This is a genomic window from Pseudarthrobacter sp. W1I19 (assembly GCF_030817835.1).
In the GTDB taxonomy this organism is placed as follows: Bacteria; Actinomycetota; Actinomycetes; order Actinomycetales; family Micrococcaceae; genus Arthrobacter.
The window spans coordinates 4,259,607-4,282,223 of the sequence record NZ_JAUSZR010000001.1 but is presented as its reverse complement, the minus strand read 5'-3'; the positions used below and the strand labels follow the sequence as shown (position 1 = coordinate 4,282,223).

The following is a 22,617-nucleotide window of genomic DNA, read 5'->3' as shown; positions in this document are numbered from 1 at the left end:
GCCGCAGACAAGGAGGTCTCGATGATCGCCGACCGCATAATCGAGCAGGGAACACTGACCACCCAGGACGGCCGCACCGCCGTCGAAGTCCGGATCCCCTGGTACCGCGCCCTTCCGGGCTCATGCATCGCCGGCGCAGCACTGACGATTGACGGCGTTGCCGCACCGGAGGACACGCTGCGCTGGACCATGAACAACCGCACGTTCAGCTTTGAAGAGCTCGTGGATGAAACCGGCGAATGGTGGTACCCGCTGGACTCGGCCGTCCTGTCCGGCGACCTTCCCGTCCGGGATGACAACGCAGAGCACGAGGTCCGGGTGGACCTGAAGCTCTACATCCCCTACATCATCACCGACCACGGCGTGCTGCACATCGAAGAGCACGACACCAAGACCATGAAGGTGGCACAGCGATGACCAGCCTCGGCACGCCGATCCAGGGCGTCACCCTTTACAGCTTCACCCGGGCTTTCCACGCCCGGCAGTACGACCTCGACGGCCTCATCCGCAAGGTGGCGGCTGAGGGTTTCGGCCCGGGCCTTGAGGTTATCGGGTTCTCCAGCCTGCGCGGCTTCCCGGACCGCATCGATGACACCTTTGTTGGGCAGTTCCGCGACCTGGTGGCCGAGGTGGATCTCGTTCCCACCTCGCTGGCAGTCAACGTTGACACCGGCATCCGCCGGGACCGGCTAATGAACCACGACGAGCTGGTCGAATACATGCGCAAGCAGATCGAGGTGGCCGCCCGGCTCGGCTTCCCGATCGCCCGCGTGCAGATCTCGCTGACGCCCGACGCCATGGAAAGCCTGCTGCCCGTGGCCGAGAAGTACGGCGTCACGCTGGCCCTCGAAGTCCACGCGGACCAGCACGGCGCCCACGAACGCGTCCTCGCGCTGCGCGACCGTTACGAGAAGCTCGATTCCCCGCTGCTTGGCTTCACTGCCGACTGGGGTGCCACGGTCACCGGTTTTGCCCCTTCCCTGCTGGAGGCCTACCGCCGCCGTGGCGCTTCCGAGGACCTGCTCCGGCAGGTGGTTGAGCTGTGGGACGGCTTCTATGCCGAAGGACCGCCCAACAACCAGAAGGTCCACGGCGAACGTTTCGGCGCCTTCATTGGCCTCGCCGCGCAGAACGGCCGGCCCGATCTGGGCATCGACTTCGGCATCAACGGAACGGGACTGTTCGGCCCTGCACCGCTGGATACCTGGCTGGAAATCATGCCCTGGGTCCGCCACGTGCACGGCAAGTTCTTCGGCATTGACGAAAACGGCGAAGAGCCCTCAGTGCCGGTGCGCGGCCTGGTCCGGCAACTCGTGGAAAACGGCTACTCCGGTGCCATCTCCAGCGAATACGAAGGCTGGCACTGGAACAACTGGCAGGACCCGTTCGAGATCATCCGCGGCGAGCAGGCCGTCCAGCGTTCAGCAGCGGCCAACGCCGGTTCCGCCATGATCACCGACGCAACCGACGCCCGCCGCATCCTCAGCAGCCACCTCGCCCAGCCCGTCCGCGGCTGAAACAAAAGGAATCAACAACATGTCAGAAGGCATCGCAGGCTCGGGCATCGAGCTTGGCATCACCCTCTATTCACTCACCTCCGAATTCGCCGCCGGGCTCTACACCCCTGAAACCCTGATCAAGGCCGTCGCCGATGAAGGCCTCGGACCCGGCGTCGAGTTCAACATCGCCCAAATGCTGCGCACCTACCCGGACGTGGACGAGGATTTCGTCCGCCTGTGGCGGGACAGCATGGACCGCTACGGCCTGACCCCCAGCGCCGTGGGCACCAACCTGGACATGGGCCGACGTAAAGACCGCGACATGACGCCGGACGAGGAATACGACTTCTTCGCCAGGCAGCTCAAGACCGCCAACACGCTGGGCTTCAACAAGATCGTCATCCGGTCCGCGGGCAAGGAACTGCTCCGCCGGCTGCTTCCGCTGGCCGAGAAGTACGACCAGAAGCTCGGCTACGAGATCCACGCGCCCCAGGGCCCGAACGATCCCAAGATCCTCCAGATCCGCGAGATGTATGAGGAGCTCGGCAGCGACCGGCTGGGCTTCACGGCAGACTTCAGTTCCACCATGCACAGCCTGTCGCCCACGCTGTTCCGCACCCTGACCCAGATGGGCCTGCCCGAGGAACACTTCGCAGTCATGCAGGACATCTGGCGCAAGCCCCTGCCTATGCAGGAGCGGAACCAGGAGTTCGAGGACTACCTGCGCGAAAACAACTTCGATCCCGCCCGGCTGGGTCCCTTCACCCGGCTGGCGTTCAACATGCACGGACTGGTCCCGCCGGAGGAATGGCTGGACATCATGCCGCAGATGTTCCACGTGCACGCGAAGTTCTACGATATCGATGAGAACGGCAACGAGCCGGCCATGGACATCCCGCGCATCGTGCGCCAGTTCGTCAAGGGCGGCTACCAGGGCTTCCTGTCCAGCGAATGGGAAGGCCACGCCTTCGCCGACCTCGGCGAATCCGACCCCATCGACCTGGTGAAGAAGCAGCACGCCCTGATGCGCCGCGCCATCGAAGAATCCGTCGATTCAACTGTTTCCAACCCGACCCTGGTCGAGACTGCGAAGTAAGGAAAGCCATGGCAACTCACAACTCCCTGTTCCAGGACGCCGACGTCCGCAGGCACCGCGAGGGCATTTCGGTGTCCGTCCAACTGCCCTGGTACCGCAGCCTCTGGCTGTCCGCCGTGGACGATGTCGCCGCCACAGTCAACGGTGTGGCGATCCCCAAGGAAGCCCTCCGCTTTGAACTGCAGGGCAAGTCCTACTCCATCGCGGAGCTGCCCGAGCAATGGGAAACCCTGTGGTTCGTCGCTGACAAGCCCGATGTCATCATCCCTCTGGACCGCATCCCCGATGCCGGGGAGGAGCTTGACGTCGAAGTCATCCTTACCCTCCGCCTGCTCTACATGCAGATCGCGCCCATGCGCTACGTCGGAAACCGGGTGGCGGTTGAGCGCAAGGTTGTGCTGGCATGACAACCCTGCGGGTGGCCATGATCGGTTATGGCTTCATGGGCGCCGCCCACTCCCAGGGCTGGCGGACCGCGCCGCGGATGTTTGACCTGCCGGCTGAACCGGAAATGGCCGTCATCGTGGGGCGGAACGCCGGCGCGGTGGCGGACGCAGCCCACAGATGGGGCTGGGCTAAGTCCGCCACCGACTGGCGCGAGGTCATCGCCCGGGACGATATCGACGTCGTCGACATCGTCACCCCCGGCGACTCACACGCCGAGATCGCGATCGCAGCACTTGAAGCCGGCAAGCACGTCCTGTGCGAGAAGCCGCTGGCCAATACGGTAGCCGAGGCCGAAGCCATGGCTGAGGCTGCCGGGCGTGCCGCCGCCCGGGGCGTCCGGGCGATGGTGGGATTCACCTACCGCCGCGTCCCGGCCGCCACCTTTCTCCGCAACCTCATCGCCGAAGACGCCGTGGGGACCATCAACCAGGTGCGTGCCTCGTACCGGCAGGACTGGCTGGTGGACCCGGAGATGCCGCTGGCCTGGCGCCTGCAGAAGGAACAGGCCGGCTCCGGGGCGCTGGGTGACATCGGCGCCCACGCCATCGACCTGGCCCAGTTCGTGACCGGGCTGAACCTCGAAAAGGTCTCCGGCACCATCGACACCATCGTGAAGGAGCGCCCTCTTTTGGAGGATTCCGCTTCAGGTTCCGGGCTCTCCGGCACCGCCGGTGCAGGCAAGGGCCAGGTGACGGTGGACGACATCGCAATCTTCACCGGCCGGTTCGAATCCGGTGCGCTGGCATCGTTCGAGGCCTCACGCTTCGCCACCGGCCGGAAGAACGCGCTGCAGATCGAAGTCTCGGGGGACAAGGGCGCGCTGGCCTTCGACCTTGAGGACCTCAACAGCGTGCAGTTCTACGACCGGACGGCACCCGCGGACCGCCAGGGCTTCCGGAAAATCCTGGTTACCGAGGCGGAGCATCCCTACGTCTCGGCGTGGTGGCCGGCAGGGCACATGCTCGGCTACGAGCACGGGTTCTCCCACCAGGTCAAGGACCTCGTGGAAGGAATCGTGGGCGGCACCGACCCGCATCCCTCGTTCGCTGACGGGCTGAAGGTGCAGCGGGTGCTCGACGCCGTCGAGCGCAGTTCCGAAAATGAGTCCGCCTGGACGCGCGTCGCCGCCGACGTCCCGGCGCAGGTTTAGTAGGAAGGGAAACACGTGGCACGACCGATTACTTTATTCACCGGCCAGTGGGCCGACCTGCCGTTCGAGGAGGTGGCCCGGCTCGCCGGCGAGTGGGGCTACGACGGCCTGGAAATCGCCTGCTGGGGAGACCATCTGGACCCCTGGCGCTGGGACGATGACGCCTATGTGCAGGGCAAACTCGACATCCTGGAACGCCACGGCCTCAAGGTGTGGACCATCTCCAACCACCTCAAGGGCCAGGCCGTGTGTGATGACCCCATCGACGAACGGCACCGCGGCATCCTGCCGGACAATGTGTGGGGCGACGGCGACCCTGAAGGGGTGCGCCGCCGCGCCGCCGAGGAAATGAAGAACACCGCGCGGCTCGCCGCCAAGCTCGGAGTGAAGACGGTGACCGGCTTTACCGGCTCGTCCATTTGGAAGTACGTGGCGATGTTCCCGCCCGCCTCCGAAAAAATGGTGGACGCCGGCTACCAGGACTTTGCCGACCGGTGGAACCCCATCCTCGACGTTTTCGACGAGGTGGGCGTCCGGTTCGCCCACGAAGTGCATCCGTCCGAAATCGCTTACGACTACTGGACCACCCAGCGCGCGCTGGAGGCGATCGGGCACCGTGAGGCCTTCGGGCTGAACTGGGACCCGAGCCACATGGTGTGGCAGGACATCGATCCCGTGGGGTTCCTGTGGGACTTCCAGGACCGCATTTACCACGTGCACTGCAAGGACACGAAGAAGCGGCTAACCAACGGGCGTAATGGCCGGCTGTCGTCCCACCTGGCGTGGGCCGACCCGCGCCGCGGCTGGGACTTCATCTCCACGGGCCACGGCGACGTGCCCTGGGAGGACGCCTTCCGGATGCTGAATTCCATCAACTACCGCGGCCCCTTGTCCGTGGAGTGGGAGGATGCCGGCATGGACCGCCTGGACGGCGCCCCCGAAGCACTGGCATTCGTCCGCAGGCTCTCCAGTTACGAGCCCTCGGAGGCGGCCTTCGACGCCGCCTTCAGCACGAAGTAATTCAGCCCAGAGCCCGGCCCCGCAAAACCCCGGGGCCGGGCTTTCGGCTATTCCGGCTTGACTGCGTAGGCGCTGCTGATTGCTATCCGGTTGTAGGTATTGATCGTCATAGTCAGCCATGTCACGGCGGATACCTGTCCCGGAGTCAACTGCTCAGCCGCCGATTGGTACCAGCCCGCATTCGTGTGGGAGTCCTGGATCAGCGTGATGTATTCGCAGAGGGCCAGTGCCGCGCGTTCCTGATCGTCGAAGTACAGGCTCTCCCGCCAGGCGGGAAGCACACTCAGCCGCTCAGGGCTCTCACCTTTCGCCAGCGAGTCCTTGGTGTGGATCCGCAGGCAGAATGCACAGCCGTTGATCTGGGAGGCGCGGATCTTTACCAGCTCAATAAGCAGTGGAGAGAGTCCCTCTCCCAGGGCGGCCCGGTCCGCCCTCAAGGCTGCGGAATTGATGGCTTTGTACAGTTCCGGGTGCTGGGCACCTACATCGGTCCTGGGGAGGATTGCTGTAGCCGTCATTGTGTGTGGGGCTCCTTGGTTCGATAGGGAGTGCGCTTCTGCGCTGGTTCCACCGTCTCTTCCCTGCTGCGTTGGGAACCACTGAATGGGACGAATTGCCACCAGACGTTCCACGTCTGGTGGCGCGGGAGCAGTGGCTGCCTACGTCCTTGCCCTGCCGCGGTCCAGGTATTCGGGTGTTGCCATGCCGGCAAGGGCGAAGCCGGACAGGTTCCGCAAGAAGGCTCCGTCGATGTCCTGGCCTGTCGCAATCAGCCGGTGATGGACCGCCCCGTAGAGGGCATCGATAACCATGCCGGCGTCGATGTCGCCCCGCACCTGCCCCCGGTGCTGGGCCCGTTGAATGATCGTGAGGAATCCCTGCCGACGCTCCCGGAGCATTGTTTGCCGAAGATGGACGGCAAATTCTGCATCCCTGATGGCCTCAGCCAGCAGGTTGGCGACTGTGGACGCCGCTCCGCCCACCTTCAGGCAATACGTCAGCGCCACGAGGTAGGCATGCAGGTCCCTCGCCACATCGCCGGTGTCGTGAACGTCGGTGAGCAAGTTCGTTTTATAGGTGAACGCTTCCAGCACCAGCAGCTGACGCGATGGCCAATAGCGGTAAAGCGTTGATTTGCTCACCCCCGACGCCCTGGCTACCGCGTCAATGGTGACGGCCTCATAGGTGAGCCGGTCGATCAGGTTGCTTGCTGCCCGCAGGACTTTCTCCCGCACTTCCGCCTCGCGGGAGGCCGCTATCGGGTGGGCAGGATCGGCGTTACGGCGCTGCGAAGCCCGAAACCCGGGAGGCTGATGGCCCGAAACTGCGCTCATGGGAGAATCCTAGGTCACCGTCCTCGAAGCCTTCGGATGCGGGACCCTTCCGTCAGCAGGCCACTTGACTCACGCGGCCTCCGGCCAACGCCGCCTCGGCCAGTGCGAGGTGCCGCCGGGTCATGTCAGTGGGATCGTCCTGCAGCCACTCGTGGCCGCCCCACTCACTGGTGAGCGTGCCGCTGAAGCCGTTGCGGCCCAGGAGGGCGCCCAGGTCCCGCAGCGGCTGCGAAACCCGCCCGCCGTCGTCGTCCAGGTCCCAGAACTTCAGGTGGAAGGCGCCAACCATGGGGAGGATGGCCTGCAGGTCCGCCGCGTCGCTGCGGCCGAAGCGGATGAGCAGGTTCATAAAGAGGGTGTGGATCCGCGGGGGCACGTTTCCTGAGCGGAGCAGGGCGGTGACGACGTCGATGGTGGCGGGGTCCCGCCAGTCATTCTCCAGCCGCCCCACGAAGTCCTTCGGCAAGCCGCCCCGGCGCAGCTCCTCGAGGTAGCTGACGGGAAGGGCAGGCATCAGCATGCTGATGTCCACGAGCACCCGCACGTGGTCATCTCCGAGGGCGGCTATCGCATCGCGGGCAGGCTCGACGGCGGCACTGCCGGGGGCCTGCTGCCCCTGGATTTCCTCGTACAGCACCAGGTCGAGCTCATGCAGCAGCGGCTGGACCAGCGTGAGCAGGTCGGTGCCGGCCTGGCCGATCGGGAGCCGGATGCCGGTGGCTCCCACGCGGTGCGCGGCGTGGATCTGGGGAACCAGGAACTCCAGGCGCTGCTGCAGAGAGCGGCGTTCCGTTGGTGTGAAGTCGTCCAGGCTGGCCCCAACGATGCTGACAGATCCGCCGTTCGCTGCTAAGGCATTCCGCAGCTCGTCGACTTCGGCGTCGCGCGGAACGGGAAAGGACCGCCACACCAGTCCGGGCTCGAGTTCGATCGTCTGCACCACTGAATCCGCGATGCCGGTGACGATGTCCCGGGCCGTCCGGCGGGCGGCGATGATTTCAGGGGTCCAGTTGAAGGAGCTGGCGCACAGCGTCCAGCTGCTGGGAATTTCGGGAGCCATAAGGCGTCTTCCCCTTTATGCTTGTTAATGACAAACTTATGTCAGATTCAGGATAAAGGATGGAAGCCATGTTGGGAACCGCTGTGCGCGAGGATGCGCTGACCGCCACTGCCGAAGGTCTTGAACTCCGCATCGGCCTGCCGTGGATCCGCTCGATGCCGCTCTCGAGCATCGCCAGCCTCACGGTGGAGGTGGACGGCGTTCCGCTGGCGCCAGGGGAGCTGGCAGTGATGCTGGGGTTGCGGCGCGTGTCCCCGGGCGCCCTGCAGGAAGAGCAGGGCTGGTGGTTCGCGCAGGACAGGCTCGTCCTGACGGGCAGGCGCGGGCTGTCAGGCGGGACGCACGCCGTCGCCGTCGACTTCCAGCTGATGGTGCCGTACCTCCAGGCACGGCCCGGCTCGCCGCTGGTCCTGCCATTCCACCTGGAGGCCCGGCTGGAACTGGACGGAAACCCGGTCCCCAGCGCCTCCCTCGACGTCGCCTGAGCCGGCGCGCCGGGTGCTGATCCTAGGCGGGAACTGCGACCCGTTCCGGTGAGGGGCGGCCGTCAGCAAACCAGCGCGGGAAGGTGACATCGAACAGTTGCTCACGCGCCAGTTCGGCGCCGCCGCGGAGGGGTTCGCGCTCGTCAGCTACGGACAGGGTGATCGTCAGGTCGCGGGTGGCAAGCGGCAGCGACAGTTCGTAGACGCGCTGCCGCACTTCCGCGAGGAAGACCTCGCCGGCCGAACCCATGGCCCCACCGATGACGATGACGCTGGGGTTGAACATGTTTACCAAGGCGGAAATGGTCTCGCCCGCCACGCGCGCCGATTTTTGGATCAAGGTGATGGCCAGGGGATCGCCGGACCGGACCGCCAGGGTGATCTCCTCAAGAGTCAGTGCCCTCTTTTTCACTACCGCGGCCATGGAGCTGTTGGCGCCGTCCTTGATGGCTTGTTCCGCATCCCTGACCAGGGCCCAGCCGCTGGCTACGGCTTCCAGGCAGCCGATCTTTCCGCAGCGGCACTGGGCGGTGGAGTCCAGGACCCGGACATGGCCGATGTCGCCGGCGGCTCCGTTGGCACCGCGGTGGATCCTGCCCTGGGACAGCAGTCCTGCACCGATTCCGGAGCCGATCTTGCAGTAGATGAGGTCCGCCAGGGAATCGCGGCGGCGCGCACGTTCGCCGAGGGCCAGCAGGTTGACGTCGTTATCCACCCAGACCGGCGCGTTGAAGCGCTCCTCGAAAGGGGTTCGGACGTCGAAGCCGTTCCACCCTGGCATGATGGGAGGCGACACGGGCTGGCCGGAGGCAAAGTCGACCGGACCGGGAAGGCCCACCACCACAGCCCAGACTGGCACGTTGGAGTCCTTTTTCAGCACCTCGTCCACGAGTGCCATGACTGCCTCAATGGTCTTCTCGGGGCCTCGGGAAATGTCCCAGGTGCGGTGCGTGTGCTCCAGGACGTCGCCGTCGAGCGCCGTCAGACCGACCCTGATATGGGCTGCTCCGAGGGCGCAGATGATGATCCGCCCCTGCTCGGCACGAAAGCGTAGGGTCCGGGGCGCGCGGCCGCCGGAGGAGGCACCGAATTCCCCCTCCCCGAGGAAACCGAACTGGATGGCCTGGTCCACGCGCTGGCTGACAACGCCCCTGCCCAGCCCGGTGACCCTGCCGATTTCGGGGCGGGTGGTTGCCTCGCCTGTCCGCACCAGGTTGACGATCCTCAGGAGGCTCGTCACTTCGTCGGTCTGGGCTCCGAAGCGGAGGGTGGACTCTGTCGTCATAGTTTCCAATTCTCACACATCAAAGCCCACTAACGCGCGGTTTGCTGTGGCTATAGCCAGATCCTTCCTTACTTATGAATAATAGTGACAGAAGAGGGAGGGCGACGATGCCTTGGAACGTGGGGATTATTGGCGCCGGGCCCGGTGTCGCAGCGCTTCACCTGCCGGTGCTGGGGCGCCTTGCGGAACAGTTCAAGGTGGTGCACGTTGCCGATGCGGGAAGCGGGCGCGCCCGGGTCCTGGCTGAACGGCATGATGCCCGCTGGTCACAGGGGGAGGCGGACCTGCTGGCGGACGCGGCGGTGGACCTGGTGGCCATCTGCAGCCCGCCCGGTGAGCACTCCCGCCAGATCCTGGCGGCGCTCGCCGCGGGCAAGCGCGCCATTTTCTGCGAGAAGCCGCTGGCCACCAGCAGGGAGGACGCTGAGCGCGTTGTCTCGGCATGCCGGGAGGCAGGCGCCACCCTGCTGGTAGGGACAAACCATCTGTTCGACGCGTCATGGGGGCGCGCCAAGCACCACCTGGTGGCCCTGGAGGGCAGGGTGCAGGCCATCTCGGTGACGCTGGCGCTTCCGCCGAATGACAGGTACCACCGGCTGGTGGGCGAGGGTGGTCCTTTCCAGGCTGCCGGGCGGGGACGCCCCGACCTTGGCAACCCTGCCGTGGCGGCAGGCATTGTCCGCCAGCTGCTGACTGGCCTCGCAATTCATGACCTTCCTGCCGTGCGGGACATCGCGCCGGGCATTGACGAAGTGGTCTACGCGAGGGTCGTTTCCCCGATCGGTTACTTGGTGGGATACCGGGCTGGGGGAGTCCTGGTCCAGCTGGCGCTCACCATGCTTCCGGAGGGGCCGCATGCCCTGTGGCGGATGAGTATCGCCACTTCCCATGACCGTATCGAGGTCAATTTCCCGCCCGCCTTTGTCCACGCCGGAAGCGCTGCCACCCGGGTGCGGAGCGTCGACGGATTGTGGACGGAGTATCCGCGTGATGACGAGGACGGCTATGTGGCCGAGTGGCGCCTGCTGGCCTCGCTCCTTCAGGGAAGTGCTCCCGTGGAGTACGACGAACTGCTGGCTGACGCCCTGTACGCCATCGATCTGGCCGACGCCGCGGCGGCCAAAGTTCTTGAAGGAGTCCAGAAATGAGCCAGGACCGCGCGTTCAGCGTTTTCACCGATTTGCCCGCCTATACGGCGGCTGTCGCCGAACTTCCCGTGAGTGCTGCCCTCGCAGAAAACGTGCGGGGGGCGGTTGCGGTGGTGCCCGGAACCGGGGACTGGTGGCAGGGGATGCTGGCCGCCCGCGCGGGAGGAGCGGCGGCGGTGGTGCTGGCGGATCCTGCTGTTCTTCCGCGGGGAACCGTTGAGTCGGAGCAGTGGCCCGGGGACATCCCGGTGATCCTTGAACGCCCCCGCCTGCGCCCCGACGTTGTAGCCGATGCGGTTGCCGCAAGACGCGGCAGCCCCGCCCGGATCATCACCGTTGAATGCGCCGCGCCCGCTGCAGGCCTTGGTGCCCTCATCTGCGACGGCTTCGGCTGGATGCGGTCCCTCGCCGGCGGAGCGGTGGCGCTTCATGCAAGCATTGCGACAGTGCACAGCAGGATCGCACTCCTGGACGTGGGCGAGTACCAGGGCGGCGCTGTGCCCGCCACCCTTTCGGCAACCTCCATCGGTGGTCTCCATGCCGGAGGCCTGCTCCAGGTGCTTGCCCTCGGGGAGGTGCGGACGGAAGTGACCGTCGACCAGCCGGCCGGGCTTGTCCGGGTGGAAACCGCCACCGAGGAAGGGACGCTGCACGCTCCGGCGCGCTATGAGTCCTCAGCACGCCTGGCACTCCGCCGGGCGATCGACGCGTCCTTGGCGCAAGGGCCGGCAACGGACCTGGCGGAGCTGCTGCAGGACATGGCACTGGCCCGGGCCCTGCTTGATGCGTAGTCAGGGTGAGCGACCATCATGTCTGATCCAGGCATTCTTATGTTGTTTTCTGACGAAAGTGCAGTATCATGGATAACGGCGCCGGGGTTCCTTCCGGACCCGTTCTCCGGTGTGATGGTGCGCCGGAGGCACACCACGTCGCGTCGACGGCCCGATCGTTCGGGTAGATCACTATGCCACTTTCGCCTTTGAGACTCCGTCTCCTCGTTGTTGCCCTGCTCTCGGTCTCCTTCCTCGGGGCCCTGGACCACACGGTGGTGTCCACTTCCCTGGCCACTATTTCCGGTGAACTGGGCGCACTGACGCTCATGAGCTGGGTTGTGGTGGGCTACACCCTCGCCAGCACCGTGCTGCTGCCGGTACTCGGCAAACTCGGTGACGTGCTGGGAGCCCGCCGCATTTTCATCTTCTCGCTGGTGATGTTCCTGGCGGCCTCACTGGCCTGCGGCTTCGCCACGGACATGGCCTGGCTCATTGCCGCCCGCGTCCTGCAGGGCATGAGCTCCGCGGGCCTGCAGCTGATGTCCCAGACCATCATTGCCCGCGTCACCACCCAGCGGGAACGGCCCCGCTATATGGCCATTATCGGCGCGGCCTTCCCGATCGCCATCCTGGTTGGCCCCGTCCTTGGGGGTGCCATCACCGACTTCTGGGGCTGGCAGTGGGTCTTCTGGATCAACATCCCGGTGGGGGCCGCGGCCCTGGGCCTTGCCCTCGTCGCCGTTCCGCACCTGGAGCCCGGCCCCATGCCCCGCCACTTCGACGTTGCCGGGGCTGCGGTCTTCACCACCGCCCTGGTGGCGCTCGTCCTCGCCGTTACCTGGGCCGCCGAACGCAGCGCAGGCCCCGCCACGGCCGCCGCGCTCGCGGTAAGCATCGCCGGCTTTGCAGGCTTCTTTTTTATCGAGCGGCGCGCGCCCGAACCCATCGTGCCGCTCCACTTCTTCGCCAACCGGACCATCGCTGCGGGCACGGCACTCTCGGCGATTATCGGCGTCGGCCTCTTCTCCATCACCGCCTACCTGCCCACGTACTTCCAGATGGCATACCAGACCACCGCCACCGTGTCCGGGCTCGTCCCGATCGCCACGGTGTTCGGCATGCTGGTCAGCAACCTGCTGACCGGTTGGCTGGCCAGCCGGACCGGGCAGTACCGGATTTTCCCCATCCTGGGAACCGTGATGGGGGCCGCCGGGCTTTTGGTGATGGCCATGCTGCCCGCGGGCCTTCCGCTGTGGGTTCCCATGATGGTGATGGCCGTAGTGGGAATGGGCACCGGGGCGTTTATGAGCCTGATCGTGGCCGTGGTCCAGGGCGCCGCCCCGGCGAGCCAGACCGGCACCATTACGGCCACCATCAACCTGGTGCGGCAGGTGGGGTCCACCGTGGCGACGGCGGTCGTCGGCGGAGTGGTTGGCTTCGGCGTCGCCGCCCTTCTGCCGGCCGGCCTTGATGCTTCCACCCTGACTCCGCAGCTGGTGCACGCCGCCGAGCCTGCCATCCAGGCCAGCGTGGCGCAGATCTACAGTTCAGTCTTCACACCGATCTTCATTGCCCTGGCAGCCACCTACGCGGTGGGGATTGTCGCGGCGGTCCTGCTTCCGCACGGCCGCCTCTCGGACGAACCCGTTCCCGCTTCCACCACTTCCGAATCCCTCTCGGCCTGATTTCAAAGGAGACATCATGTCCAACCCCACCATTGCCATCGTCGGCAGCGGACCCATCGGTTCCACTTACGCACGGGTGCTCCTGGAGCAGGTCCCGAACGCGCGGGTGGTGATGTTCGAAGCCGGGCCGCAGCTGACCGACGTCCCCGGCGAGAGCGTGCGCAACATCCCCGATCCTGCCGAGAAGGCGCGTGCCCGGGAAATGTCCCAGGGGCCGCAGGCCGGTGCCTACCGGGAATCGCTTGGCATCCCGGCAGGCACCGTCACCGAGGGCATGTTCACCGCCCGGCAGGGCACCCACCTCCTGGACTTCGGCGGCGCGGGCTCCGCCCACGCACCCTCCTTCCCGGCCGCGGCTGCAGCCACCAACGTGGGTGGCCAGGGCGCCCACTGGACCTGCGCGACGCCGTCGCCCGCCTTCAGCGAGAAGCTCCCCTTCATCGCCGACGACGAGTGGGACGGCCTGATTGAGGACGCCAAGCAGCTGCTGCACGTCCACAGTGCCGCTTTCGCCGACTCCAAGGTGGGCGAAGCCATCCGGTCCCTCCTCGACGAAGAGTTCGGCGCGGAACTGCCGGACGGCTACGGCGTGGGCACCCTTCCGGTGGCCGGGGACCCGCAGCCGGACGGGTCCGTGCGCTGGGCGGGTGCCGACGTCGTCCTCGGACCGCTAATCGATAAGGACAGCCCGCTCTCGAAGCAGTTCGAACTGCGCGACCTCACCCTGGTCCGCCGGGTGGAGCTGGACGGGCAGCGCGTCACCGGCGTCACGGTGCAGGACCTGCGCTCGGGGGAGACCTCCTTTGTGGCAGCCGACATCGTGGTGGTTGCCGCCGATGCCTTCCGTTCCCCGCAGCTTTTGTGGGCCTCGGGCGTCCGGCCGCAGGCGCTGGGCCACTACCTGACCGAGCATCCCGTGGTCATCTCCACGGTGGCGCTCGACGCCGAAAAGATGCGCCGCTTCGCCACGGAAGAGGACCTCAAGTCTGAGCTGGCCCGGCGTGCGCTGAATTCCGCCGATCCGGTGGCGGCGGTGAACCGCATCCCGTTCTCGGAGCCCGAGCACCCCTTCTCGGTCCAGGTGATGTACACCGAAACCACGCCGTTCCCCATGGAGCCGGGCACCCCGTACTCCGAGAACCCCTGGGGCTACGTGAACATGGGCTACGGCATGCGCAAGCACCCGCGTTACGAGGACGCCGTCACCTTTGACGACAACGAGCCGGACTACCGCGGCTTCCCGAACATGACCATCGACTACGCGCTCACTGAGCGCGAGGAAACGGAGATCGCCCAGGCTACGGAACGGCTGCGCCGCGCCGGCAAGGCCCTTGGCGTCTTTGTTGCCGAGCCCCGGCTGATGCCCAACGGCTCCAGCCTGCACTACCAGGGCACCATGCGGATGGGCACCACCGACGACGGCACCTCCGTGGCGGATCCGTGGTCCAAGGTGTGGGGCTACGAGAACCTGGTGGTGGGCGGCAATGCCCTGATTCCGACGGCGACGGCGATGAACCCCACCCTGATGAGCGTTGCCATCGCGGTGCGCGGTGCACGGAAGGTGGCCGAGGAACTGGGTTCCTGACACGCTTCCGGCCCGCTGCCCTTTGGCATGCTTGGCGTCCATCCGTCCCGTGGATACCAGCTATCCCAAATCCATGATTCCGCGATAGCCCGGGTGTTGTCACAGTGAGGGAAGTCACTTTCGGTGCCCCAGCGGTACCGTCCTCTCCGTGACCATCAAGAGGCTAAGGAAAATTCAATGGAGAATATTCAGCTCGCGGGTACCGCCAGGAACGGGACGCCCGGCCCGGCGGTGACGCGCCCGGCCGGGCGGTTCCAGGCTGCCCTGCTTGTTGCCGGCAGCTGCATGCCGGTGCTGGGCGCCGTTCTGCTCGCGCCCATCCTGCCGACGCTAAGCCAGGTGTTTGCGGGCACACCCGGCGTGGCCATCCTGGTACCGCTCACCCTGACACTGCCGGCACTGTTCGTGGCACTCTTCTCACCACTGGCGGGCTATGTTGCGGACAGGGTGGGCCGGAAGCAGCTCCTGGTCTTCGCCATGCTGGCCTACGCCGCCTTCGGGACGGCGCCGCTGTGGCTCACCAGCCTGGAGTCCATCGCACTGTCCCGTGTCGGCGTCGGGATAGCGGAAGCGGCCATCATGACGTGCTGCACCACGCTCCTCACGGACTATTACCAGGGCGAACAACGGAACAAATACCTGGGCCTGCAAACAATGGTCAGCGCGCTCGCCGCCACCGCATTCTTTGCCCTCGGCGGTGCCCTGGGCAGCATCAGCTGGCGGACGCCGTTCTGGCTCTACGCGGCCAGCGCCGTGATCGTTATCCCCATGATCTTCAAGCTGTGGGAGCCGGCGCGGAGCCAGCGTACGACGGCGGTGCGCACCCCGGTGCCGTGGAGGCAGATCGGCGCCCCGGCGGCCGTCACGCTGTTCGGGGGCATCGTGTTCTACGCCCTCATCGTGCACCTGCCGTATGTCATCACCGGCCTCGGCGTTGCCGACGCGGCACTCATCGGCCTCGCCGCAGCCATCGCATCCCTGGCCACCGCAGCTGGCGCCATCTCCTTCCGGTTCCTGGCGAAGCTGGGCACGAAAAACCTGCTGGCGCTCGCCTTCGGGCTGGCCGCCGTGGGACTCTCACTTGTTTCCGTCGCAGGGAATGTTCCGCTGGCGATTGCGGGTGCTGTCATTGCCAGCGCCGGAACGGGTGTCCTGCTGCCCACCCTCCTGACCTGGGCCGTAAACGGGCTCGAATTCCAGCAGCGCGGCCGCGGTACCGGCATCTGGACCGGAACCTTGTTCATCGGCCAGTTCCTGACGCCCATCGTCCTCGGCGCGGCCGCGGCGGGGCTCGGCAGCCTCGGGTTTGCCTTGGGCGCCTTGGGCATCGCGTGCGCGGTGGCCCTCCTCGCCGTCCTGGTCCGGGGACCGCGCATGGTGGCAGTCACCCATTAGACCGCCGTTGGAAGGGCGGAACTCCGGGCACGGATAACCTGTGGGTATGAAGAACCTGGACCTGAACCTGCTGCCCCAACTTCAGGTCCTGCTGGAACTGCGCAACATCTCCCGGGCGGCCGAGCGGCTCCAGCTCAGCCAGCCGGCCACCAGCGCGGCCATGGCCAGGCTGCGGCGCCATTTCGACGACGAACTCCTGGTCCGCAACGGCCGCACCTATGACCTCACGCCCTTTGCCCAGTCGTTGGTCCCGCTGGTTGATGAAGCGATGCTTCACATCCAGCGGGCCACGCGGGTGCGGTCCGGGTTCGACGCCGCCACCAGCGAGCGGGAGTTCATCATCGCCGCCTCGGACTACGCTGCGGCGCTCATCGTGGGGCCGCTGCGCGGGATCCTGCGGGAAGAAGCGCCGGGTGTCTCCGTGGACTTCGTCCCCACCGCCGGTTCGGGCATCCAGGGCCAGATGGCCGACTACTCCAAGATCGACCTGCTGGTGGGGCCCACGGGGTACCAGATGCAGGGCGCCAGCAAGCAGCTCTTCCGGGACAGCTTTGTGGCCGTGGCCGACGCTGGCAACCCGCTGCTCCAGCAGCCCCGCCTGACCCTCAAAGACCTGACCGCGGTGCCGCACGCCGTCGGCTATTTTGGTGAGGGCATCAGTACCCCGGCGGACAAGCTGTTCGAGTCCCGGGGCATCCAGCGCCGGGTGGCGGCCGTGGTGGCCGGCTTCCTGTCCCTGCCGCTCCTGGTCGAAGGGACGGACCTTGTGGCACTCGTCCCCCGGATGCTGGCCGGACGGGCGCAGCGCGGCGCGGACATCGTGGTGCTGGAGTTCTCCGGCGGAACCGAAGCGTCACTGGTGGAGGCGATGTACTGGCACCCGTCGCAGGCGGAGGACCCGGCGAGCGTCTGGCTGCGGTCAGTGGTCCAGCGCTCCTGTTCACGGCTACACGAGCTCTTCCCCGTGGAGACCCATCCGGTGGCTATCCATGCGGCGGATGCCCCTTAAGGCCACGGCTGGTACCCGCTGCCGGAGGGGGTACCCTGTGTGGTCTTCCGCCCGTGACCGGGAGGGAGTGCAGCCGTAGACTCATGCTGACAGCGAGCCCTGCAGCGACTCGGCCAACTCCAAGGAGGACTGTTATGCGCAATGTAACCACCAGCCCCGAGGCGGCGGCCGCCGCGCAGACCCTGTTCCGGGTGGGGCTGGGAGGCGTGCTCATCGCCCACGGATCCCAAAAACTCTTCGGCTGGTTCGGCGGGGGAGGCGTCGAAGGCACCAGCAAGGGCATGCACGCCATGGGGTTCCGCCCCGCAAAACCCAGCGCCGTCCTCGCCGGCGTAGGTGAAGCAGGAGCAGGGTTAGCCTTGGCTCTGGGTTTGGCCACCCCTACCGCCGGAGCTGCTGCAGCAACCACCATGGGCGTAGCGGCCAGCGTTCACGCCCCGAACGGTTTCTTCGCCCAGGAGGGCGGCCTCGAGTACCCGGCCGTGCTGGGCTTGGCAGCCGCCGCGTTCACGATCGGCGGCTCCGGCCTCTACTCCCTGGATGCGCTCACCGGCCATGTCCTGGACCGGCCCTGGATGCGGATCACCGCTTTGGCCGCGATCCCTACCGCCATCGCCATCCAGGTTTTCCGCCGGCGTCAAGCCCTCGCCGCAGACGCTGCGGCTCCGGCCGCAGACACTCCTGCGGTCATCTCCACCGAAGAGGGCTGAAGCCCGTCCCCGTGACTATCCGCCTGGCGGATACCACCTAGACCCAAGACGCCGTTCCCCTTCCGGCCCATCCCTGCGAAAGTCGAGGAAACACGCTTTCGGAAGGATCCCCCATGTCCGCTTCCAGCCCGCGCCTGGCCGGCAAGACGGCCGTCATCACCGGAACGGCCAGCGGCCAGGGCAGGGCCGCCGCGCTCGCCTTCGCCGCGGAAGGGGCCTTCGTGGTGGGCTGCGACATGGACGACGACGGCGCCGCGGCCACGGTGGCGGCGGTCACCGAGGCCGGGGGGCGGATGAGCAGCAGCCGGGTCGATCTCACCCACGAGGCAGCCGTGGCGGCCTGGGCTGCGGATGTCGCCGCCATGCATGGCCAGGTCCACATCCTGTACGCCAACGCCGCCGTCACGCGCTTCGCCCCGGTGGAGGAGCTCTCCTTCGATGACTGGAAGTGGAACATTGAACACGAGATGGACGTGGTGTTCCTGCCGGTGAAGTACTTTTGGCCCCAGCTGATCCAGGCTGCCAACAGCGCCATCGTCCTGGTGGGCTCCACGGCGGGGGTGACCGGCTCGATGACCAACGGCCGGCTGGCCCACACCGCCACGAAGGGGGCGGTGGTGGCCATGACCAAGCAGCTTGCGGCGGAGGGCGCCCCGCACGGTCTGCGGGTCAATGCGGTCAGCCCGGGGATGATCCGTACCGCGGCCACCGAGGGCAACCTCCTCGCTCCCGACCACCCGATGCGGACGATCGCGGCCAGCATCCCGCTGGGCCGGATCGGCATGCCGGAAGAGGTCGCCAAGTGCGCCCTGTTCCTGGCATCGGACGAGGCCTCGTACGTCACCGGCGCAAACCTGATGGTCGATGGCGGCTGGTCGGCCGTGCTGCCGGGCTGACTGTTTGGTTACCGCAGGGCGTCGGAGACCGACTTGGCACCGCCGTGGGACGTCTGGCCGCCGTCCACCGGGATCTCGGCGCCCGTCACGAAGGAAGAGAGCGGGCTGAGCAGGAAAAGCACGACGGCGGCCACCTCCCCCACGCTGCCCGTGCGTCCCAGCGGGGTTTCGGCCAGGGTGGCCTGCCGGAACTCAGGTTTAGCGCCCGCCGTCATGGGTGTTTCGATAAAGCCCGGATGGACCGTATTCACCCGGATCCCGCGCGGCCCAAGTTCCATGGCTGCCACCTGGGACAACCCGCGCAGCGCCCCCTTGCTCGCGGTGTAGGCCACCGGATAGTGCGCCGTAAGGCCCGCAACAGAGCCGATATTAACAATGGAAGCACCGCTGCCCATCAACGGTGCGAGCGCCTGGATTCCCAGCAGGCTGCCGGCAACGTTGACCTCGTAGACCTTCTGCAGGTCGGTAACAGACGCATCCAGCAACCGGCTGCGTTGGGTGATGCCGGCATTGTTGACCAGCCCGTCCACCTGCCAGCCCTGGGACCGGATGCTGGAAGCGAGCCCGGACCAGCCGGAGGCATCACTCACGTCCAGCTGCCGGTACACCAGGGCGCCGGCCGAAGCCGAAGACTCCGCGACCAGCCCGGCGGGCATTTCCGCCGCCAGGTCGGTTGCGATCACCCGCGCGCCGGCCTCCGCCAGCAGGCGCGCCACCGCGGCACCCTGGCCTTGCCCTGCTCCGGTGACCACCACCGTCCGGCCCTCGAGCTGGAGGGAAACCACCCTAGATTCCGGACGGAGCAGCAGCGGCAACCCGGTTGCGCGGACGGGTGCGGGCGGGAACTCGTGTCACGGCCTCGCGCCGCACGCCCACCGTGTTCTCGATGGTTCCGATTCCTTCCACGGTCATCCGGACCACGTCGCCGGTCTTCAGCGGCGGGGGAGTCTTGGTGCCGTTCCGGCCCCAGAGTTCGGCCAGGCAGCCGCTGCCGCAGGTACCGGAGCCCAGCACGTCACCGGGCCGCACCATGGAGTCCTGCGAGGCATAGGCCACGAGCTCGGCGAACGGCCAGCCCATGTTGGAGAGCAGGTCCTGGCCGATGGGCTCGCTATTGACTTCGACAGCCATGGAGATCGGCAGGAAGCCCTCGGCGTCATGCCGGTCCTCGAACTCGTCCGCCGTGACAATCCAGGGGCCGAGCGTGTTGGCGAAATCCTTGCCCTTGCACGGGCCCAGGCTGACCTTCATTTCCCGGCGCTGCAGGTCGCGCGCGGACCAGTCGTTGAGCACGGTGTACCCGAAGATGTGCCGGTGGGCCTCCTCCGCGCCCAGGTTCCGGCCGTCGCTGCCGGGAACGCGTCCGACGACGGCAGCCACTTCCGTTTCAAAGTCCAGGTCCGTGCAGCCCGCCGGAATACCGATGACCTCGCCGGTGCCCGTCACCGTGTGCGGGTTGGTGAAGTAGAAGGTGGGCGCCTCGTACCATTCGGGCACCACGCCGGCCACGCCGTCGATGCTCTTCCGCACGCCTTCGACGTGTTCCTCGAACGCAACGAAGTCCCGGATGGTGGCGGGTGCCAGCGGGGCGAGGAGCTGCACCTCTGCCAGTGGAACGGCAACAGCGGAACCCACGACCTGACGGGCAAGTGCCAGCGTCTCCTCGAGTCCGGCGTCAAGCAGTGTCTGGACGGACTGGCCTGCGGGCAGGGCATAGCAGTTTCCGCCGTCCACAAAGCCGGACTGCGTCCCGCCGTCGTGATCCCAACGGGCAATCTTGACCATGTGTGTGTTCCTTAAGCGTTGCGTCGGGCGGTCAGGGCGGCCGCCGCGGTGATACCCAGCGTGCGTGCGTTGCCGCCCAAAACCTGGGTTTCGTCCTCGGGAGGGAGTCCGGCGGCCTGCACCTCGTCCACAGGGAGGTCCGATCCCATGTCGAACGGGTAGTCCGAGCCGAGCAGCACCTGCTCCGGACCCGCGGCGGCCACGAGAGCCCGCAGCTCAGCGGGGCTGTGGACAAGCGAGTCGAAGTACAGCTTCTTCAGGTAGGACGACGGGGGCGCGGCGCAGCCGTGTGCCTCGGGCCGGACCTTCCACGCGCGGTCCGAGCGGCCCAACGTGGTGGGAAGGTAGCCGCCGCCGTGCGCTGCCACAACCTTGAGCTCCGGGTGCCGGTCCAGGACGCCGCTGAAGATCAGGTGGGACAGCGCCACCGCATTCTCGGTAGGCTGGGAAACGGTGTTGGCAAGGTAGAAGCGGTCCAGCCGCTCATCCAGCGAGCAGCCGAACGGGTGCAGGAACACCAGGGCGCCCAGCTCCTCGGCGCGGCTCCAGAATGGCTCCAGGCGGGGGTCGGACAGTTCCACAGTGCTGCGCTCCGGGTCCTCGGGGGTGGCGGCGAACGAGCCGATCTCCACCCCCAGCAGCCCGCATTCCAGCACCGCATGCTCCAGGGCCTCCACCATCAGGGCAGGGTGCTGGAGCGGGACCAGGCCCAGGCCGTTGAGCCGGTCCGGCGCACGGTCCACAAATTCGCGGACCGCCTGGTTGGCGGCTTTGGCCAGTTTCAGGCCCAGTTCCTCGCCGGCGAAGTAATAGAAGTGCGACGGCGACGGCGAGACCAGCTGTACATCGACGCCCTGGGCATCCATGTCAGCGAGCCGGCGGTCCAGGTCCGTCAGCTGCGGCCAGCGCTCCTTGATCATCCTGCCCGACGCGGCCATGGATTCCGGCCCGTTGCGCCGCACCTCCAGGGCCTGCTGGGCGCCGAAGCCCTCGGGATCCGCCTCGGCCACGAGCTGCTGCAGGGCCGGAAGCAGGATGTGGGCGTGGACGTCCACGGTGGGCGCTTGAACAGAATCGGTGCTCATGCGGGTTCCTTCAGCATGGTGGACAGCGAGTTCATCAGGCCGGGCACGTTGGCGTCGCGGACGCCGTCGAGCATCCACTGGCCCAGCTGGACGGAAGCGGTGACCACTGCCTTGGCCCGGTCCAGCCGGCGGTCGGTGAATTCCTTCCACAGGGTCTCGGTGAGGTCGTCGGCCTGGATCAGCAGCTCAGCCAGCACAGCCGCATCTTCCAGTGCCACGGCTGCACCCTGCGCCACCGTGGGCGGGCAGCTGTGGGCGGCGTCGCCGATGATCACCGTGCGGCCGCGGTTCCACGGGCCGTCCACCAGGTGGGTGGTGAACCATGTGTAGTTGATGCGCGCGCTGTGGTCCAGGTTGGCGCGGATTTCCTTCCACGGGCCGCCGTAGGCTGCGGCAAGTTCGGCCATAATGCGGGGCCCGTCCTCGTGCTTGCGCTCCTGGGCCTTCTCCACGAGGTAGGCGTAGATGGTGTCCGGGCCGGTGGGGCAGTAGCCGGCGATGAAGCAGGGGCCGCCGTAGGTCAGGTCGGTGCGCACCACCTCTTCGGGCCGCTCCACAAAGGCACGCCAGATTCCCATGCCGGTGGGCTGGGGTTCCACCTCGATGCCGATGGCCTTGCGCACGGCTGAGTGCAGGCCGTCGGCGCCAATCAGGAGGTCGTACGTTGCACTGCCGCCGTCGGCGGTGCTCACGGTGACGGACCCGCCGTCGTCCGTTATTCCGGTGACGGTCCTGCCGTAGCTGATCCGCGCACCGGCCTGCTCGGCGCGTTCGCGGAGGATGCCGGTGAGGTCCGGGCGGTACATGCCCATGGTGGCGGGAAGATCCTCGCCGCCGGTACGGATGTCCTCGAGGACCGCGATGACGGTGCCGGTGGGGTCCGGGGCACGCAGTCCCAGGGTGCTGAACCCGTAGCCCTTCGCCTCCACCTGGTCCCAGACGCCGAGCTGGCGGAGCACCCGCAGGGCGTTGCCCTGCAGGGTGATGCCGGACCCGAGGGTCTGCGGGGCGTCCGCCTTTTCGAGGATTTCCACCTGGATTCCGGCGTCGGCCAGGAGGATGGCTGCGGCCAGCCCAGCGGCTCCCGCCCCAACGATTCCGACGTTCTGTACTGCTGCCATCGCTGACTCCTTTGTATTGACGGCGATACTGCTGGTGGTTGTTGCTGTT

At 66.9% G+C, this 22,617-nt stretch carries 23 protein-coding genes; 15 read left to right on the top strand and 8 right to left on the bottom strand.

Annotation, left to right across the window (positions count from 1 at the left end):
• Window positions 1-21 precede the first annotated feature (21 nt).
• Genes QF038_RS19800 through QF038_RS19775 form a run of 6 tightly spaced genes read left to right on the top strand, consistent with a single transcriptional unit; the run spans window position 22 to window position 5,212 of the window.
• On the top strand, window positions 22-417 hold the full coding sequence (locus QF038_RS19800; protein ID WP_307612538.1) for a DUF6379 domain-containing protein: 396 nt from the start codon (window positions 22-24) through the stop codon (window positions 415-417).
• Window positions 414-1,517, top strand: coding sequence for a sugar phosphate isomerase/epimerase (locus QF038_RS19795; RefSeq protein WP_307612534.1), 1,104 nt, complete (start codon window positions 414-416; stop codon window positions 1,515-1,517). Before QF038_RS19800 ends, QF038_RS19795 begins: the two co-directional genes overlap by 4 nt.
• Window positions 1,518-1,536: 19 nt before the next feature.
• Window positions 1,537-2,595: a sugar phosphate isomerase/epimerase gene (locus tag QF038_RS19790; protein ID WP_307612533.1), complete on the top strand. Its 1,059-nt coding sequence runs from the start codon at window positions 1,537-1,539 to the stop codon at window positions 2,593-2,595.
• A gap of 8 nt (window positions 2,596-2,603) precedes the next feature.
• Window positions 2,604-3,002, top strand: a complete 399-nt coding sequence (locus QF038_RS19785) for a DUF6379 domain-containing protein (RefSeq protein WP_307612531.1) — start codon at window positions 2,604-2,606, stop codon at window positions 3,000-3,002.
• Window positions 2,999-4,192 (top strand): Gfo/Idh/MocA family protein, encoded by a 1,194-nt coding sequence (locus QF038_RS19780; protein WP_307612529.1) that lies wholly within the window; start codon window positions 2,999-3,001, stop codon window positions 4,190-4,192. Before QF038_RS19785 ends, QF038_RS19780 begins: the two co-directional genes overlap by 4 nt.
• Window positions 4,193-4,207: 15 nt before the next feature.
• Window positions 4,208-5,212 (top strand): sugar phosphate isomerase/epimerase, encoded by a 1,005-nt coding sequence (locus QF038_RS19775; RefSeq protein ID WP_307612527.1) that lies wholly within the window; start codon window positions 4,208-4,210, stop codon window positions 5,210-5,212.
• 47 nt (window positions 5,213-5,259) lie between these two features.
• On the opposite strand, the gene QF038_RS19770 is transcribed toward QF038_RS19775, so the two are convergent.
• The 3 genes from QF038_RS19770 to QF038_RS19760 all read right to left on the bottom strand — a co-directional run bounded on the left by QF038_RS19770 (window position 5,260) and on the right by QF038_RS19760 (window position 7,606).
• Complete coding sequence (locus tag QF038_RS19770) at window positions 5,260-5,730, bottom strand: carboxymuconolactone decarboxylase family protein (protein WP_307612525.1); 471 nt, start codon at window positions 5,728-5,730, stop codon at window positions 5,260-5,262.
• A gap of 141 nt (window positions 5,731-5,871) precedes the next feature.
• Window positions 5,872-6,546: a TetR/AcrR family transcriptional regulator gene (locus QF038_RS19765; RefSeq protein ID WP_307612524.1), complete on the bottom strand. Its 675-nt coding sequence runs from the start codon at window positions 6,544-6,546 to the stop codon at window positions 5,872-5,874.
• Window positions 6,547-6,598: 52 nt separating this feature from the next.
• A complete protein-coding gene (locus tag QF038_RS19760; protein WP_307612523.1) occupies window positions 6,599-7,606 on the bottom strand; it encodes a restriction endonuclease subunit R in 1,008 nt (335 codons plus the stop codon).
• A 68-nt stretch (window positions 7,607-7,674) separates the two neighbouring features.
• Between QF038_RS19760 and QF038_RS19755 the strand changes: the two genes are divergently transcribed.
• The gene (locus QF038_RS19755; RefSeq protein WP_307612521.1) at window positions 7,675-8,091 is read left to right on the top strand and encodes a DUF6379 domain-containing protein; all 417 of its coding nucleotides are present in this window, start codon (window positions 7,675-7,677) and stop codon (window positions 8,089-8,091) included.
• 22 nt (window positions 8,092-8,113) lie between these two features.
• On the opposite strand, the gene QF038_RS19750 is transcribed toward QF038_RS19755, so the two are convergent.
• The gene (locus tag QF038_RS19750) at window positions 8,114-9,376 is read right to left on the bottom strand and encodes an ROK family protein (protein WP_307612519.1); all 1,263 of its coding nucleotides are present in this window, start codon (window positions 9,374-9,376) and stop codon (window positions 8,114-8,116) included.
• A gap of 107 nt (window positions 9,377-9,483) precedes the next feature.
• On the opposite strand from QF038_RS19750, the gene QF038_RS19745 reads away from it, so the two are divergent.
• The 8 genes from QF038_RS19745 to QF038_RS19710 all read left to right on the top strand — a co-directional run bounded on the left by QF038_RS19745 (window position 9,484) and on the right by QF038_RS19710 (window position 18,577).
• Complete coding sequence (locus QF038_RS19745; protein ID WP_307612518.1) at window positions 9,484-10,524, top strand: Gfo/Idh/MocA family protein; 1,041 nt, start codon at window positions 9,484-9,486, stop codon at window positions 10,522-10,524.
• Window positions 10,521-11,315: a hypothetical protein gene (locus QF038_RS19740; RefSeq protein WP_307612516.1), complete on the top strand. Its 795-nt coding sequence runs from the start codon at window positions 10,521-10,523 to the stop codon at window positions 11,313-11,315. The genes QF038_RS19745 and QF038_RS19740 overlap by 4 nt, the downstream gene beginning before the upstream one ends.
• Window positions 11,316-11,503: 188 nt before the next feature.
• Complete coding sequence (locus QF038_RS19735) at window positions 11,504-12,982, top strand: MFS transporter (RefSeq protein ID WP_307612514.1); 1,479 nt, start codon at window positions 11,504-11,506, stop codon at window positions 12,980-12,982.
• A gap of 16 nt (window positions 12,983-12,998) precedes the next feature.
• Window positions 12,999-14,567, top strand: a complete 1,569-nt coding sequence (locus QF038_RS19730) for a GMC oxidoreductase (RefSeq protein WP_307612513.1) — start codon at window positions 12,999-13,001, stop codon at window positions 14,565-14,567.
• A gap of 177 nt (window positions 14,568-14,744) precedes the next feature.
• Window positions 14,745-15,962: an MFS transporter gene (locus tag QF038_RS19725; RefSeq protein ID WP_307612510.1), complete on the top strand. Its 1,218-nt coding sequence runs from the start codon at window positions 14,745-14,747 to the stop codon at window positions 15,960-15,962.
• 46 nt (window positions 15,963-16,008) lie between these two features.
• Entirely contained in the window at window positions 16,009-16,971 is a 963-nt protein-coding gene (locus tag QF038_RS19720; protein WP_307612509.1) for a LysR family transcriptional regulator, read from the top strand.
• A gap of 134 nt (window positions 16,972-17,105) precedes the next feature.
• A complete protein-coding gene (locus QF038_RS19715; RefSeq protein WP_307612507.1) occupies window positions 17,106-17,681 on the top strand; it encodes a DoxX family protein in 576 nt (191 codons plus the stop codon).
• 113 nt (window positions 17,682-17,794) lie between these two features.
• On the top strand, window positions 17,795-18,577 hold the full coding sequence (locus QF038_RS19710) for an SDR family NAD(P)-dependent oxidoreductase (protein WP_307612505.1): 783 nt from the start codon (window positions 17,795-17,797) through the stop codon (window positions 18,575-18,577).
• 8 nt (window positions 18,578-18,585) lie between these two features.
• Here the strand turns inward: QF038_RS19710 and QF038_RS19705 are convergent, their stop codons facing one another.
• From QF038_RS19705 to QF038_RS19690, 4 genes are read right to left on the bottom strand one after another with little or no spacing between them, the layout of a single operon-like run.
• Entirely contained in the window at window positions 18,586-19,362 is a 777-nt protein-coding gene (locus tag QF038_RS19705; RefSeq protein ID WP_307612503.1) for an SDR family NAD(P)-dependent oxidoreductase, read from the bottom strand.
• Window position 19,363: 1 nt separating this feature from the next.
• On the bottom strand, window positions 19,364-20,362 hold the full coding sequence (locus QF038_RS19700; RefSeq protein ID WP_307612500.1) for a fumarylacetoacetate hydrolase family protein: 999 nt from the start codon (window positions 20,360-20,362) through the stop codon (window positions 19,364-19,366).
• A gap of 11 nt (window positions 20,363-20,373) precedes the next feature.
• Window positions 20,374-21,447: an amidohydrolase family protein gene (locus tag QF038_RS19695; protein WP_307612498.1), complete on the bottom strand. Its 1,074-nt coding sequence runs from the start codon at window positions 21,445-21,447 to the stop codon at window positions 20,374-20,376.
• Window positions 21,444-22,568, bottom strand: a complete 1,125-nt coding sequence (locus QF038_RS19690; RefSeq protein WP_307612496.1) for an FAD-dependent monooxygenase — start codon at window positions 22,566-22,568, stop codon at window positions 21,444-21,446. Before QF038_RS19690 ends, QF038_RS19695 begins: the two co-directional genes overlap by 4 nt.
• Window positions 22,569-22,617 lie beyond the last annotated feature (49 nt).